The organism is Aureibacillus halotolerans (assembly GCF_004363045.1).
In the GTDB taxonomy this organism is placed as follows: domain Bacteria; phylum Bacillota; class Bacilli; order Bacillales; family DSM-28697; genus Aureibacillus; species Aureibacillus halotolerans.
On sequence record NZ_SNYJ01000001.1, the window covers coordinates 360,400 to 376,196 of the forward strand.

The 15,797-nt window shown below is 42.3% G+C and carries 17 protein-coding genes; 12 read left to right on the forward strand and 5 right to left on the reverse strand.

What is annotated here, in order from left to right:
- Positions 1-20: 20 nt before the first annotated feature.
- Positions 21-1,505 (reverse strand): flagellin N-terminal helical domain-containing protein, encoded by a 1,485-nt coding sequence (locus EV213_RS01610; protein WP_133578723.1) that lies wholly within the window; start codon positions 1,503-1,505, stop codon positions 21-23.
- A gap of 280 nt (positions 1,506-1,785) precedes the next feature.
- On the opposite strand from EV213_RS01610, the gene EV213_RS01615 reads away from it, so the two are divergent.
- From EV213_RS01615 to EV213_RS01630, 7 genes are all read left to right on the forward strand, one after another.
- A complete protein-coding gene (locus EV213_RS01615; RefSeq protein WP_133578724.1) occupies positions 1,786-2,400 on the forward strand; it encodes a hypothetical protein in 615 nt (204 codons plus the stop codon).
- 99 nt (positions 2,401-2,499) lie between these two features.
- Complete coding sequence (locus EV213_RS01620; RefSeq protein WP_133578725.1) at positions 2,500-2,859, forward strand: hypothetical protein; 360 nt, start codon at positions 2,500-2,502, stop codon at positions 2,857-2,859.
- A 1,566-nt stretch (positions 2,860-4,425) separates the two neighbouring features.
- Positions 4,426-4,590, forward strand: a complete 165-nt coding sequence (locus EV213_RS20605) for a hypothetical protein (protein ID WP_166639115.1) — start codon at positions 4,426-4,428, stop codon at positions 4,588-4,590.
- A gap of 527 nt (positions 4,591-5,117) precedes the next feature.
- Complete coding sequence (locus tag EV213_RS20610; RefSeq protein ID WP_166639116.1) at positions 5,118-5,285, forward strand: hypothetical protein; 168 nt, start codon at positions 5,118-5,120, stop codon at positions 5,283-5,285.
- 215 nt (positions 5,286-5,500) lie between these two features.
- The gene (locus tag EV213_RS01625; protein WP_133578726.1) at positions 5,501-6,478 is read left to right on the forward strand and encodes a phosphotransferase enzyme family protein; all 978 of its coding nucleotides are present in this window, start codon (positions 5,501-5,503) and stop codon (positions 6,476-6,478) included.
- Between the two features lie 272 nt (positions 6,479-6,750).
- Positions 6,751-6,921, forward strand: coding sequence for a hypothetical protein (locus tag EV213_RS20615; RefSeq protein ID WP_166639117.1), 171 nt, complete (start codon positions 6,751-6,753; stop codon positions 6,919-6,921).
- A 762-nt stretch (positions 6,922-7,683) separates the two neighbouring features.
- Positions 7,684-7,911: a hypothetical protein gene (locus EV213_RS01630; protein WP_133578727.1), complete on the forward strand. Its 228-nt coding sequence runs from the start codon at positions 7,684-7,686 to the stop codon at positions 7,909-7,911.
- Positions 7,912-8,833: 922 nt separating this feature from the next.
- On the opposite strand, the gene EV213_RS01635 is transcribed toward EV213_RS01630, so the two are convergent.
- On the reverse strand, positions 8,834-9,373 hold the full coding sequence (locus EV213_RS01635; protein WP_341770311.1) for a GNAT family N-acetyltransferase: 540 nt from the start codon (positions 9,371-9,373) through the stop codon (positions 8,834-8,836).
- A 214-nt stretch (positions 9,374-9,587) separates the two neighbouring features.
- Here EV213_RS01635 and EV213_RS01640 point away from each other — a divergent pair, with 214 nt between their 5' ends.
- From EV213_RS01640 to EV213_RS01660, 5 genes are all read left to right on the forward strand, one after another.
- Complete coding sequence (locus EV213_RS01640) at positions 9,588-10,328, forward strand: class I SAM-dependent methyltransferase (protein ID WP_133578729.1); 741 nt, start codon at positions 9,588-9,590, stop codon at positions 10,326-10,328.
- Between the two features lie 280 nt (positions 10,329-10,608).
- On the forward strand, positions 10,609-10,881 hold the full coding sequence (locus tag EV213_RS01645; RefSeq protein ID WP_133578730.1) for an AbrB/MazE/SpoVT family DNA-binding domain-containing protein: 273 nt from the start codon (positions 10,609-10,611) through the stop codon (positions 10,879-10,881).
- Positions 10,881-11,222: a type II toxin-antitoxin system PemK/MazF family toxin gene (locus EV213_RS01650; protein WP_133578731.1), complete on the forward strand. Its 342-nt coding sequence runs from the start codon at positions 10,881-10,883 to the stop codon at positions 11,220-11,222. Before EV213_RS01645 ends, EV213_RS01650 begins: the two co-directional genes overlap by 1 nt.
- 196 nt (positions 11,223-11,418) lie before the next feature.
- Complete coding sequence (locus EV213_RS01655) at positions 11,419-11,874, forward strand: DIP1984 family protein (RefSeq protein WP_133578732.1); 456 nt, start codon at positions 11,419-11,421, stop codon at positions 11,872-11,874.
- 344 nt (positions 11,875-12,218) lie between these two features.
- The gene (locus tag EV213_RS01660; RefSeq protein ID WP_133578733.1) at positions 12,219-13,625 is read left to right on the forward strand and encodes a DUF2254 domain-containing protein; all 1,407 of its coding nucleotides are present in this window, start codon (positions 12,219-12,221) and stop codon (positions 13,623-13,625) included.
- A 43-nt stretch (positions 13,626-13,668) separates the two neighbouring features.
- Here the strand turns inward: EV213_RS01660 and EV213_RS01665 are convergent, their stop codons facing one another.
- The 3 genes from EV213_RS01665 to EV213_RS01675 all read right to left on the reverse strand — a co-directional run bounded on the left by EV213_RS01665 (position 13,669) and on the right by EV213_RS01675 (position 15,728).
- Positions 13,669-14,352, reverse strand: coding sequence for a hypothetical protein (locus tag EV213_RS01665; protein ID WP_133578734.1), 684 nt, complete (start codon positions 14,350-14,352; stop codon positions 13,669-13,671).
- A 190-nt stretch (positions 14,353-14,542) separates the two neighbouring features.
- The gene (locus EV213_RS01670) at positions 14,543-15,238 is read right to left on the reverse strand and encodes a hypothetical protein (RefSeq protein WP_166639118.1); all 696 of its coding nucleotides are present in this window, start codon (positions 15,236-15,238) and stop codon (positions 14,543-14,545) included.
- On the reverse strand, positions 15,210-15,728 hold the full coding sequence (locus EV213_RS01675) for an RNA polymerase sigma factor (protein ID WP_133578736.1): 519 nt from the start codon (positions 15,726-15,728) through the stop codon (positions 15,210-15,212). The genes EV213_RS01670 and EV213_RS01675 overlap by 29 nt, the downstream gene beginning before the upstream one ends.
- Positions 15,729-15,797 lie beyond the last annotated feature (69 nt).

Genomic DNA, 15,797 nt, shown 5'->3' on the forward strand with positions numbered 1-15,797 from the left:
CAATTAAAGATGTGTAGAAATTAACGAAGCAACTGAAGTACGCCTTGTGGCTGTTGGTTCGCTTGAGCAAGCATTGCTTGAGCTGCTTGGGAAAGGATGTTATTCTTCGTGAACTCCATCATTTCTTTCGCCATGTCAACGTCACGGATACGAGATTCTGCAGCAGTCAAGTTCTCAGCAGAAGTACCGAGGTTGTTGATTGTGTGCTCTAGACGATTTTGGTTAGCCCCAAGCTTAGAACGCTCAGCAGATACTTGATCAATTGCACTTTGGATCACAGTTACAGCATTCGCTGCACTTTCGTGAGTTGTAACGTCAAGAGCGAATTCTACGTTTGTGCTATTCGTTCCATCCGTTACATTAAGAGCATTAGAGAAACCTTCTTCACCAGCTGAACCAGTGATGCCTAATGCCTCAGCTCTCATATCAGAAATATCAAGACTCAAGCTTTGGTTTTCATTAGCACCAATTTGGAATTGTACATCCTTACCCTCATATGCTATTTGAGGTGCTGTAGCAGATTCTTCACCAGCTACTTGTGTAAGTGTGAAAGTACCATCTGTTTGGTTCACAGTGAATTTATCAGTGAGGGCGGTTGAATTACCAATAAGAGTCTCTAATGTAGCAGCATCTTTAAATGATGAAGTTCCATCACCTTCTGCATCATAAGTTAACTCGACACCATTAATTGTGATATTACCTTCACCAGCTGGTAAATCAAAGGTGAATTCACCCTGAACAGCTGTAACTCCTACTACTTCTTCAATTCCAGCAGTATCTTCAGTAAATACAAGGTCACCAGTTGGTCCCGTAGCGGACTCTGCACCTGCATTTTGGGTTAATTCTATTTCTCCACCATTAACAGTAGCAGTATACTTCGTGCTAAGTGTCGCATCAGCATTAATGGCAGCTGCCAATGCATTCACATCTGCCCCACTATTAACTGTTACTCCATCTATCGATATATCAGAGTTTGCTGCAGGAGCAGTTGCAGTATATACTCCTGACTGAGCTGCTACCGCTGTTACAGCTTCAACACCTTCAGTAACTGTTGCAACTGTTACATTAGATCCACCAACACTATCTTTTGTTCCATCCAAAAGTTTTTGCGTATTGAATTCTGTTGTGTTACCAATACGGTTTACCTCAGAAGTAAGCGAGTTAATCTCTTTTTGAATTTCCTCACGGTCTGAAGTTGTATTAGTTCCGTTGGACGCTTGAACAGCCAATTCACGCATACGTTGAAGTATACTTTGAGTTTCATTTAGAGCGCCTTCAGCTGTCTGAATCAATGAAATCGAATCTTGAGCGTTACGAGAAGCTTGCTCCAAACCACGGATCTGACCGCGCATTTTTTCAGAAATAGCTAGACCAGCAGCGTCATCGCCAGCTTTGTTGATACGAAGACCAGAAGACAATTTCTCCATGTTTCCTTGGCTTTGTGCGCTGTTGAACTGTAATTGACGGTGCGTGTTTAAAGCTGGTAGGTTGTGATTAATAATCATTTCGTTTTCACTCTCCATGTGTAGTTTTGAGGCACGTCCTTGTGCCTTTTTATGGTGAACTCTCGGTATGAGAGGTTCTCCCGAATGGGTGTCCAAGAGCAACCTGTGCTTCGGGCCCAAAGCCATGATTGCCTTGTTATCTTATATATCGGACTCGGAGGGATAGTGTTTAATAGTTTTGATTAAATTTTGGACGGAATTTTTCTACACCTTCTTTTAGCTTCTGTCACAATTGGAAAATTAACTTAGCGAATGAGAAGAAAAGGATCGGTGGAGGCAAATGAACGGTAACTTCGTGAATATCGTAGGCTATCAATTTGAAAAGGTGCATACTGGGGTTATTTGCTTGCTCTTAGATACAACAAATACATTTGTTCCATTAAATGATAAATATAAGGTCGTAAGTAAACTATACGATGCTTGTGGTGTGCCTGTTCCATTCTCACAAAAAGAATTAGTATCCATTTCATGTAAGCCAGAGTATTCGTTTGGTCGCAGACGGAAAATTGATCTTGTGATTGAATTAGCGTTAGTGAACCGACCAACGAAATACTTTGTCATTGAAATGAAAGTAGATTCCATCCCCTACAGCAAGCAGTTAGAAGGTACTCGCCATGATTTCATTGAGAAGAAATGCGATAAGAAGAACGTTCAATTCCTTTTGTTTTTATTCGGTTCCTCACAAGTATGTAAAGTGCCTCCCCTCCATTCCTTTACCGTTTTTCGTTTGCCAGACATACTTGACTCCTTTTCATGTTTGTCAATTGACCATTACATCTATAAAGACTGGCTCCGCGCGTTAAAGCAAGAAAACGACTGCAAAGACAACATTTCGCATGCATTGGACCAAGCGCCTGGCATCTGGAATGCATCGTATTGGAGAGAACGCAACTAACGTCCTTTCTTCCCTCTCTTCTATTATATGTACGACGATTTAAAAAACGCATCTCCACAGAAAGAGGATTGGACCATTTACAGCGGGAGCAACAACCCTGTGATGAATTGGTCGAAGGGATGGCTGGATCAAGAGATCCTCGGGCATCCTGTGCAATTCTATTGGGAATTTAATGAGCAAGACTTCATATTGAAAGTGCGCTTGTTTCAGGATAACCAATTGGCGAAAACTGACCTCAAGCAGCTGAGAACCGACATTTCCTCTCTATGTGACGGTGTTACTGATAGTAAAGGGAAACCAACTCGGCATACATATGGCTTGTATAATTCACTCTACAAATGGTCCTTTGATTTTAAAGAGTGTGAGTTCAAAGACATCATGAATAACGTCCAAAGCATTACGGATACGATTCACCCTCTTTTAGAGCAATATGGTACAGAATCAAGGGAAAACGACTAACGAGAACTTCCGGTAAGTTTGCTTGACGGAAAATACCTCACATTTTTTTGAGGAACCATTGTTTTTAATCACCTAAGGCTTCTTTAAGAAGTAAGGAGTTTTTTGCACTCACGTTAATTTCATCCACATACACTGCATTTAATAAAAAATAATCATACTAAAAGAGCCCCCGCCAAGGAGCTCTTTATTCGTGATCGATATATTTTCTCTCTATTCTAACCATTCAAAAATTATGATAGAATTGCCTAAGCAGGTGCCGTTCGGCTTTTATGGGTTGGCTCGCTTTCCCTCACGCGTATTCTTCCGCAGAGAGGAGGTGAAGCCGATGGAGTTTCTTATCATTTTCTTATTCATTGAAATCGCAAGAGCCTTGATCAGGGAAGGTTGTGCCTTCCTATTTCAGTGGCTCAAGCGTCTTTTGAAGAAAAGAAGGCATAAGAAAAACCGCCCTCTACGCCCTAGGAAGCTGAAAGGCGGTTCCAAAACCAAGCTTTAAATGAGCGAGCCGCCTTTAAAGACTGGCACCTGCGATTCGAGACGATGTTAGCGCATCGTCTCTTATTCACTGTACCCGTTCGCACAGCAAATGATGCATGATCAATGTTTATTTTTGATATCTACAGCATAACGCAAGATGGCAAAACCGTAAAGCGATAATTTTCTGATCATTTGATGATTGTGCATGACCTTAAATTTCTATCCATATAATTTAAAAGGCGTAACTCAAAAGAACCCCATCATGGAGCACATTATCATACACCGATATATTTTCTCTCTATTCTAACCATTCGAAAATTATGATAGACTTGCCTAAGCAGGTGCCGTTCGGCTTTTATGGGTTGGCTCGCTTTCTCTCACGCGGACTCTTCCGCAGAGAGGAGGTGAAGCTTATGGAATTTCTTATCCTTTTCTTATTCATTGAAATCGCAAGAGCCTTGATTAGGGAAGGTTGTTCCTCCCTCATTCAGTGGCTCAAGCGTTCCTTCTTGAAAAGAAACATAAGAAAAACCGCCCTCTACGCCGTGACAAGCTGAAGGGCGGTTCCAATACGATGCTCTAAATGAGCGAGCCGCCTTTAAAGGCTGGCACCTGCTACTTGAGACGATGTATCTGCATCGTCTCTTGTTTCACTGTACCCATTCGCACAGCAAATCATGCATTTACTTTATTATTTTTTATATTAACTCAAAATTGCCACTCCGTAAAGCGATAATTTTCTGATCATTTGACGAATGACCTTTTTCTTGTGCTTATGAGACGAGGATATTCGTCCTTACTAGAGCCAGACCATAATTACTGGGCATACACCCTATAATAAAGGCCTCGTAGTTTCCCCTTTAAGGTGGCACTCTTTTGCACTCACGTTATTTTAATGCGCATACACTGCTTCAGATATAAAAATGAACCACACAAAAAGAGCTCTTTATACATACACCGATATATTTTCTCTCTATTCAAACCATTCTCAACTTATGATAAACTAGCCTAAGTAGGTGCTGTTCGGCTTTTATGGGTTGGCTCGCTTTTCTCTCCTTAGGATGCATCCTAGGATTGGAGGTGAGAATTATGGAGTTTCTTATCATTTTCTTAATCATTGAAATTGCCAGAGCCCTGATTAGGGAAGGTTGTTCCTACCTTATTCAGTGGCTCAAGCGTTTTATGAAGAAAAGAAAGCATAAGAAATACCGCCCTTACTGCCGTGGTAAGCTGAAGGGCGGCCCCAAGAAATAACTCATAAGTTTTGCGTGCCGTCCAAAAAGCTGGCACCTGCGATTCGAGACGATGTAAGCGCATCGTCTCTTATTCACTGTACCCGTTCGCACAGCAAATGATGCATGTTTTGTAAATTATATTTTACAAATCTCTAGTTTTAACCTACCATACAATTACTAAACCGTAAAGCGATAATTTTCTGACCATTTGACGATTTTGCTTCACCTATGTTTTATACTTATAACACGAGGAGATTCGCCCCGGCTTGAGACAAGTTTTATTCACTTGGCGTATTTAGGGTCACATAGTTTTCCTGAATACGGAGGAATTTTTTTGAACTCCACGTTATATTCATCCATACATACTGCTTTAAATATAAAAATCAAACACACAAAAAGAGGACTTAATTCATTCACCGATATATTTTCTCTCTATTCTAACCATTCAATAATTATGATAGACTAGCCTAAGCAGGTGCCGCTCGGCTTTTATGGGTTGGCTCGCTTTCTCTCACGCGGACTCTTCGCAGAGAGGAGGTGAAGCTTATGGAATTTCTTATCATTTTCTTATTCATTGAAATCGCAAGAGCCTTGATCAGGGAAGGTTGTGCCTTCCTCGTTCAGTGGCTCAAGCGTCTTTTGAAGAAAAGAAGGCATAAGAAAAACCGCCCTCAAGGCCATGACAAGCTGAAGGGCGGTTCCCGAAAAAAATAAAATAGAGAGCCGCCTTTAAGGGCTGGCACCTGCTACTTGAGACGATGTTGTTGCATCGTCTCTTGTTTCACTGTACCCATTCGCACAGAAAATCATGCATTTGCTTTTATAATTTATATAGTAACGCAAAATAGCTTCTCCGTAAAGCGATAATTTTCTGATCATTCAAGCGAATAACGGTTCATATCCTTATTACAGGACGGGAGTTGATCAATATGAATAATGAAGATGTGCTTACTCTGCTGCGACGCTACCCTGTTAAGAATCCTAAAGTCACTTTTCTCCGACACAATGAAAACCGTACCTACCGTGTGGATGATGAGGTTGGTAACCGATTTTTACTGAGAGTTCATGAGCCTTTTAGGGAAGGTATGCGAGGGCTGCAGCATTCAGCTAAAGGGCTTTTCGAGGAGTTAACGATGCTTGAGGCGCTTCAAAATCAAGGAACCGTCCTAGCGCAAAAGCCTCTTCGAAACAACGCTGGCGAATTGATTACGACGATAGAGGAAAATGACAAGCAGAACCATTGCTCTCTCCTAACATGGCTTGAAGGCCGAGATGTTCTAAATGAGGACCTGGACAAGCCTGAGCTTGCAAAAACGCTTGGGCATGAGTTAGCGAACCTGCATGCGTTTTTTCGAACTTATCCGCACAGCGGCATGGCTCATCGACCGAGTCAGGGTTTGACACACAATCTAGATTTGGTGTCATCGATCCAGGTTGGTCATAGATTAGGATTGTTCACTGATGACACTGTTGAAACAGTGGATCAAACGATTCGCTTGATTAATTCACGCCTCGAAGCCATCAAAGATGACCCGACTTACTGGGGGCTCATTCATGGCGACCTCGTCCAAGGCAATATTCTTCTTTCGCCTGAAGGCAAATTGAGTTTCATTGACTATGGTTTTTGGGGATCTGGCTTTTACCTAACGGATGTGGCAATGGGTGCACTGCTCCTTCCTTTTGAGCTAAGGGACATGTTTGTGCAAAGCTATTTAGGCCAATCGCATGTAACCGAGGAGATTCTTTTGCACATCGAAGGACTCATGATTTGTGCTATTATTGGTTTTTACACCTTTCAAATGGATAACGAAAACGTTCATGCTGGAATGAAGGAAAAGTTGCCAAGACAATGCCGTGAATTGTTTGTGCCTTTTTTACAAGGGGAGCGAATTTTTTATCACATATAGAGTGCTAGGGTGGCAGGAAAAATCAAAAACAATCTTTTTCAATCCATGTTGTATTTTCATCCATGAACACTTCTTTCTATAATATAGACAAAAAACACACGCAAAAGAGCCCCCTTCCAGGAGCTCTTTTTTCATATACACCGATATATTTTCTCTCTATTCTAACCATTCTAAAATTGTGATAGACTTGCCTAAGCAGGTGCCATTCGGCTTTTAAGGGCAGGCTCACTTTACTTTCTATCGGAGGTCTCCGATGAAAGGAGGTGAGAACCATGGAATTTCTTATTATTTTCTTATTCATTGAAATCGCCAGAGCGTTGATCAGGGAAGGCTGTTCCTTCCTTATTCAGTGGCTCAAGCGTTTTTTGAAGAAAAGAAGGCATAAGGAAAACCGCCCTCATAGCCGACGAAAGCTGAATGGCGGTTCCTACAGAAAGAAGTAATTTAACGAGCCGCCTTTAAAGGCTGACACTTGCTGATTGAGACGATGTTACCAGCATCGTCTCTTTTTCACTGTACCCATTTGCACAGTAGAAAATGCATGTTTTGTCGTTTAATTTATATCTTATCTCTATATAAAACGTACCATACTACTGCTAAATCGTAAAGAGATAATTTTCTGACCATTTGATTTGAAAACTATCTTATACAATGGTATCGCTTCGGTGGACTATTGCTTTGCTAATTGAATTTCTGTCGTATTAGAAGCTAAGCCAACACTCGCATCATGAAAATGAACCCCCATACAATTTCTCATGGAGCTCCTTCAAGTGATTGTTAATGACATCCCTTATCCTGCTCTTATTGTCATTAAACCCAACCCTGAAGTATAACGACTTGAGAAAGTTTGTTACATTGAACCTCGTGCGGAAATAGGTATTCGAAAAGCCTTCTTTGGTAAATATCAACTCAAGATCATGAAAAATTTGACTGACCCATTGTACCAAAGTCTCTTCGTCTAGCTTTTTTTCCATAACTGTCAGACCGACTTAAATCGGATGCCCTTTTGGATGGCTTAAACGACCGAGTGATGGGGGCACTCGTTATACAACGTCCAAACTATGCAATTTATATTTCACCTATGAGTTGTCGCGGCGCGTCAACATGGCACGTCTCGGAATCGTCGTCACGGCGTTTAATCCTGGGATGATGCCAGGCAAGGGCTCTTCGCTTACCCGTGATTACCCTCCGGTTATGCAGTTTTTATGGCGGCATGTACTGCCGGTTATGCGGGTATTCATCCCGGAGTCCGTAGCACAAAGCAGTCAGGAGCCGACCTTGCTCACCTTATCTCTTATCCACAACTCAAAAATGCTACTTACTGGGACGGCCTCCGTGAAATTCGTTCATCGGATGAATCCTATGATGTGGAACGTGCAAAGAAACTTTGGGAGTGGAGTACTGAGAGGTGGGGAATTGCAAAGGACATTTAATCCTTCATAACAAGTAGGTTGCCGTCTTTTGCTTTTTTAAAGAGCAAGAAAACTTTATTTGCAATCAATGTTGTTTTTTATCTTCGAATACTTCTTTCTATACTATAAGTAAAAAATGCTCTTAAAGAGCCTCTTACCAGAGGCTCTTGATCTAATATACCGATTTTTTTCTATCTGTTCTAACCACTCTAAACCTACTAGTGCCCTTTCAACTAACTTAGTTGGTCATGGTCGAAATTGAATCAACAAGGTCGATCTTTTTTTACAATACCCAAAAGCGGTACCTAGTGAGACTCCAACAGCAAAGAAAACACGACGAGGTCTTTTTGAGTTGAAGATGCGCTAGGGTGCACGGGAATGACGACGACCGCTCCGTCAAAATACTTCGCTTTCTGTGGGGCACGGCTTCAGCTTCCTCGAAAAAGCAGGCTTTTTCGAGGGGATCTTCAGCTCGCGCTGATCCCACTAGAGTCTACGTATGTTGCCTACGCTGATGTTTGTTTCTGCGTACATTGTTTATTGTGGCTCGGTCTCGTATAGAGGGTAAAAAGCCGTGTGGCAACCAAATAAGGCGAGTAAGTGCACTGTTTCAAGGTAGATCACCTGGTGCCTTTTACACGAATGTTGTTTGGTAAAGGAATGAAGTGAACCATAAAAGGTCTATCTCATTTCATTCGTTCTTTACATTAACCAAAAACGGTCACTAGTGAGACTCTAGTAGTAAAGAAAACATGACGAGGTCTTCTCGAGTCGATGTTGCACTTGTGCCCTTTAGGGTGAAAGCGAACGTATAGCCGTTTGCCTATAGAAAATGTCTTCAAAATGGGCATTTGTAAGAGAACACGCACATCTTTTTTTCTAAATAGAATAAGATCTCCATTACCTGATGGGGCACTAGCATCAAAAACTATAGAACAAACAGTTACTTCCATTCATGACGCAAAACACTGAACAGCATTGAATCTCTCCAGCCATCAGAGATCAGAATGGTTTCCCGCATCTGCCCTTCTTTCTGCATGCCAACTTTCCTGAGAACACGTTCTGACCCAGTGTTGCGTGGATCACACGTCGCATAAATGCGATGCATCCCAAGGCCCTTAAAGCCATAGTCAATAAGCAGGCGGGCAACATCGGTTGCGATGCCTTGTCCCCAATATGCGGGATGAATAATGTAGCCGATCTCTGCCGTCTGATTTGTCACACTGTGGATGTTCAACTCTCCTCCCCCAACCAATTGGTCGTTCGTTTTTAATGTAACGGCAAATCCATATCGTTTCCGCGGAAGTGCTGCAGCATCACTAATGATCTCCTGCACAAACACCTGTGACTCTGCTTCGGTGTTTGGTCCCCACGATTGATAACGGCAGACCTCTCCCCGTGAGGCATAGCTGTGAACACCTTCCCAATCGGATTCCCTGAATTCTCTTAATGCAATTCTTTCGTTGGCGAGCAGCGCTTCCACTTTAATCACCCTTTCATCTACGGCTCTATTTCGTTCAGTATAAATCAAACACATGATTTCTATATGTCACTATCTAAATTATTTAAACAATAAATCATTTCTGTTAATATAGATACACTACATACACTGAGGTGATGATAATGAAAACAAATCCTTCTTCCATGATGAAGATGATCCAGAAACAGAGAAAAAAACGAAAGAGAGAGTGAATTTGTTGGCAGATGCCTATTTTGAAAACCAACGACTTGCAGACCTTTATGATGAAATGAATTTGCCAGAGCGTCCTGATCTTGACCTGTATCTTCAGATGGCGGAGAAATTCGAGACGGATACCGTCATTGACCTTGGGTGCGGCACAGGCGCCCTTGCATGCAAACTTGCTGCCCAAGAGGTGGATGTCATCGGAGTCGATCCTGCCGCTGCCTCACTTGCTGTCGCTAAGCGTAAAACATATGCTGACAAAGTGAACTGGTTTCATGGCACGATTGACACACTCCCTGATGCACAAGCTGACCTAGTGACAATGACCGGAAATGTCGCTCAAGTCTTTGTCACTGATGAAGAGTGGATGGCAACATTAATCGCCTGCAAAAAGCAATTGCGTCCAGGCGGCAGGCTCATGTTTGAAGTTCGCAATCCTGCGAAAGAAGCATGGAAAAACTGGACACAGGAAGAAACGTTTGAGGAGCTTGATATTCCATCCATCGGAAAAGTCGAGACGTGGACAGACCTGCTTAGCATTCAGTTGCCTCTCGTTACATTTCGCCATACCTTTCGATTTCACCAGGATGACAAGATTCTTACGTCTGAGTCGACATTGAGGTTCCGAAGTAAGCATGAGGTCCTTCGTTCCCTAGAAAAGTCAGGTCTGGACGTCGAGGATATTCTCGATGCACCCGATCGACGTGGTCTGGAATACATCTTTATCGCAAGAAAGCCAAGCTTGAACGATTAGATGAGCTAAATGAGCTTCTAACGACTTATTGGAAACACAAAATGAAAACAGGTCTCGATCAATTGAGGCCTGTTTATCAGGTGTTCATACAGGCAGACAGTTCGCTTCGTAAAACTTTTTCACCTCATGCGCTTTGAACAATCACCTGCATTAGGAATTGTCGTTCAAAGCGATATCCTTCATTATTTTTCAAAATAGTTGAATAAGATGTGCTCTTATGTCAATCCTTAACATAGGATGTATCAACATCGTATTAACATTGTAATCAGGAGATGATATAATGAGATATCATACAAAAGAAGGAGGAGACCCTATGTCTGTCACCTTAAAGCAATGGGGAAATAGTTTAAGCATCCGCATTCCTCGCACAATTACGAACACATTGGCATTATCTGAAGGTAGTGAACTTACCCTTGAAATAATGGACAACGCGATTGTTTTGAAACCAAAACAAAAAAAGCATACTTTGGCCGAAGCTGTGGAAATCATGAAAACCCAAAAAGCACCTGGTGCATACTTTGACGATAGTATGGAAGGAGAGGAGCTTATTTAATGCCCTTCTCACTTGGAAGAGGAGATATTATTAAAGTTCATTTTTCGCCACAGAAAGGTTTTGAACAAAGTGGATGGCGTCCTGCCATGGTCCTTTCTCCTCTCGCCTATAATCAACTTTCGAATTTTGTCCTCCTCTGTCCCATTTCCAACACAGAGAATCAATGGTTTTATTTTGTAGACATTCCTAATAACAAGAACGTGAAGACAACCGGAAAAATTATTACAGACCAGATAAAAAGCTTTGACCTTTCAGCCAGACGTTTCCAGCATGTAGAAACATTGCCAGATGAAGTAATTATTGATGTGTTAAGCAAAGTGACAACATTGTTTGAGCATTAGAATGCTGTGTGTCTTCTATCTTATCATGATGAATCTCCTTGTCCATTTAAGCGCTAAGCATAATCTTTATCTCCCAATATACATCATCCTTCGAACGAATACACAACATAAACTTTGGTGTATGAACAGACCAGCTATTGAATTTTCTTCTTTTTCAGGTAAACTATTGGAAGAGAATAGAAAGGGTGATTTGTCGATGAAACTAGCAGAGGCATTAATCCTGAGGTCCGATCTGCAAAAGCGGATCGATCAGATGAAAGCACGGATCCTGCGCAACACGTTAGTACAGGAAGGCGAAAAGCCAGCAGAGGAGCCGGATCAACTATTTCAAGAGCTGAAGCACATGCTTGCTGAGCTAAAGGGGTTGATTCAGGCGATACAGCGAACAAATGCAAACATCGCCTTTGACGATAACAGAACACTTGCAGACGCGTTGGTTGAACGGGATATACTCGCGAGTGAGCGGAAAATCCTTTCAGCCGTCGTCTCTGAAGGCAGTGTCAAATACGATCGTTATAGCCGTTCGGAAGTGAAATTTCTGCCCGTCGTGGATACGGCTCAGCTGCAAAAACAAATGGATGACTTGGCAAAGTCCTATCGTCTTCTGGACACTCGGATTCAGGAGCTTAACTGGCTGACCGAGTTGCTCTAACATTAATAAATTTCGTTGCAAAGCAGTCGGTAGCTAGCGATCAATGAGGCGAGCACAAAATTCCAAACTTAAGAATACTATGAAGAGGTACGGGGTCAAGCCTCTAATGGGTATAATCCCACCTAAATGTTTTCCCCCTAATTGTTACATGAGTACCGTTATTTTTTTACCTATGATTACCACGTGCTGATCATTTTTCAATAGTGAGGGTGGGCTTTCGGGGACCCTTTGCAACGATACCTATAGGCTACGATGATGTTCATCTGAGCTTATAGGTTTTTTGTCGTGAAAAACGGGTATTGGTGTAGACACCACGTATATTCAGTAAGGGGAATTAGAACTTTATGGTTTCAGCAAAAAAATTGACCAATTCAATCAAACGGTTTCGGAGCATGTCCCGACGTGAACAATGGCAGGTGCCGTTCTCCAACCTTTGGATAATGCCCTCTTTTTATGCTCTAGGTGCTACGATTTTGTTTGCTCTCACGGCTTGGGCAGAGTTTGGCATGAATGTGCATCAGTATTTCCCAGCATGGCTTACGTTGGATCAGTCACTCACACAAAGCTTGCTCAGCACGCTAACGGCGGGGCTCTTGTCGTTAACTTCCTTTACGTTCTATGGCGTTCTCACCGCTGTTACAGCATTTGCGGCTCAATTTTCGCCGCGCATCTTGAAGAACTTTATGCTCCATCGTGTCACACAACGGACGTTAGGCATCTTTATCGGGAGTTTTCTGTTCGTTTTGTTCTCTCTCCTATCGGCTCAAAAGGAAACTACCGAAACATTTTCTTTGCTTCCATTGATGTCTGCCTTTTTCGCTGTGTTTTCGCTCGCTGCATTTGTCCTTTTTATCAATCATATTGTGAAGTGGCTGCAGATTAACAACATGACGCACTCGATGAAGGTAGAATCTGTAGCCATCATTCAGCAATCTTTACTCAATGAAGTAGAGCCTCATCGAACGGCTGAGCCGGATAAGCTACAAATCTCCGAATTGACGGAGGAAAATGGACATGTCGTGTACGCTAAATCGTCCGGTTATTTGAAAACAATCGATTTTGAATCCCTTATTCATCAAACGAACCAGGATGATGTCGTTCTCAAGCTGCATTATCGTGTCGGTCAATATGTCTTTCGCTCGACACCTTTATTTACGTACTGGAAGCAAACCGAAGAACCGCTTAATAAAAACAACTACCTTGCCTATTTCCACACCGGTCGCATGCAAACGGAAGTACAAGACATTGAATTCAGCATAAATAAGTTTGTTGAAATTGCAATCCGTGCACTAGGAAATGATGATCCAAAAACCGCCATTGGTACAATCAAAGAAATCGGTGATTTGCTCATACATATTTCGCAGTTCACGAGTTTCACTCCTTACCTGAGCAATCAAGCAAAAGAGCTTCGCTTGATTATCAATGACTTGACGTATGATGAATACTTGTACACAGGTCTCGCTTCCATTCGGCATTATGCTCGTGGAAATGTCGTTGTCACGCTGGCCCTTCTGAGGGTCGTCAATGCGATTGCACAAGGGGCGCATGACCGTGACCATTCTGCGATTTGGGACTTTGCCGTTTACACAGTCCATGGATTTGAGTATAAGTACATGCACCATTTAGATGAGCAAAAGTTTTGTGACGCGCTTTATGAAATTGCCAACACGACAGATCGCCACGAGGCCTATGAGGAGTTGCTTGATTGGATTAACCAGCAGTGTCCGGGTTTTAGCGAAAAAGAGGCATGATCATATCGCACACATGCTTCATGCAACCACTCACAGTAACCTTTCAGACGCCTGATTGACGCCAAATGACTCGTGCGGAGGAGAGATTATTTCGATAATAGGCCACATCCACACGATCGCCTTCACGCAAATGATAATCGTGAACATCACTTTCGCGGATGCGTAACGTGAGTGGACTTCCATCACTGTAACGAATAAGGTGCGTTTCTCTATCGAGGCCGATAAATGATGAGACGGAATAGCCAAGTTCATTTCTCTCCAAAATGGCTCTCGTAATTTCTGCACGGTTTGGTTGTTCCTCTGCGATCTTTTCATAGAGTGCAAACTGATGGTTTTTATGATCGTGGGGGTCCGCCAAAAACTCGACCAAATCACCATGATGTAGGCCAATCGAGCGAACCATTGATTCTGGTACAAACTGACCGATAGTGGGGAGGATCCCCCCCTTCAGCTTTCGTTCAAACCGAAAAACTGGCGGTGTTTCTTTTGAAGACTCTTCAAACTTCCATTGGAGATCGGGAAACAAGTTTACTTCGTTTTGCGTCTTTTCTTCAGGTGCCTCACTGCTCTCCTCCACAAGGTCTGTCTCATTAGCTAACAAGGCTAATCGCTCCAACGTCTCAAAGGTCAATCGGAAATAGGCCTGTTTTTCTGCGAATCCCTTTGCATCAATTGCTTCTAAATCATGAAGCAGCTTCTTCTTAAGTTCATTAAATAACCTCTCCATATCATCATCCCCCGCTCACGCTCTTTGTTTGTACGATAGTATTCGCCAACAGTTGTCAACAACCCTACCGTCGTTACAAAAAGACGACCAAAGTCGTAGAGGTTTAGCAAAAAAGACCAAAGGAAGATTGGAATAAGTGCATTCAGCTTTATAATTCGTTGTTGCTGCCTACTCTATTCTTTCTAGTAGATCAACCCCCATACTCTTCCCAATATTCCTCTAACTTTTCTTTGAGTAAGACTTCTAAGTCACCTTGCCCAGTTTTCGCAAGTATTTCTGCATCCATAATTGTATGAGCAAGAGGACCACTTAAGCCCTGACTATTTCCACCTAGACCTAATTCGGGCAACCTTTCAGATTGGGAATACCATCTCTCAGCATAATCTTTTGTTCCTCCGGCATTTTTTACGATATATATTCTGTGAAGAATATCTTTATCGTCACGATATCCATAAATAAAATACCCTTGCGTTTTTAAGTTTTTAGTAATATCGATTTCCTCACCGTTTAATTTGAAAATGAGTTTATTATTCACTTCATTCACAAGCCATTCATCTTTTTCATTATCCGCCCCAATACCAACGTAGCCATTGCCCTCCTCATCTACATAAAAATCAACCGAATCACCATTCGAGAAAAACACTTCTTCCATTTTCTTCTGAATGCTTGAAAAGACTGTACCACCTGTGGCGGCATAAGCACTTGTAGACACAATGAAAAGGGTTGTCATAGCGATAATGGTCACAAGCAGTTTTCTCTTGAGTGAACGCGGCTTCGACTTTTCTTCTTTCGATATTCTTTCGGCAAACATGGCATGACGCATTTTCGCCTTTTGCTGCTGGCTTGGGGTCAGGTCATCAAATGCGCGTCTGATAGGATCTCTCATACGTCCCTCCCAGGTCAATTTTAAGGCGTTTTCTTCCTGTAGCGAGCTGTGTTTGGATCGTGCTTTCCTTCTTTTTTAGAAGATCTGCTAGCTCTTTCACAGAATAATCCTCAAAATAATAGAGATACAAAATGGTTTTATACTTTGGTGGCAGGGCCAACAGCTTTTCAAGCACTTCATTGTTTGAACCGCCATTTTCATGAGTCACTTGGTCTGGCAGCACGTCGAGGTCTACCTTGCGTCGTTTCCACCAGCTTTTCAGCAAATCTTTGCAATGGTTTTTGCTCGTTACGATCAGCCATGCTTTCTCATGCTCCAGATCCCTAAACGACGGGTGTGGGTTTAGCATTTTGAGGAAAATGGATTGCACCGCATCCTCTGTATCCGCTCGATTTTTCAAATACACATAGCACAGTCTGTACACCATATCGGCATGGCGGTCATAAAAAGCCCCCACTTCCTCGTCTGACATCGCTGATTTCTGGTCCAATTGCTCACCTCCTACTTAGTACACGATTCTAAAGCGAGGAATATCCTGTTTTTTTAAAATTCTATTAGA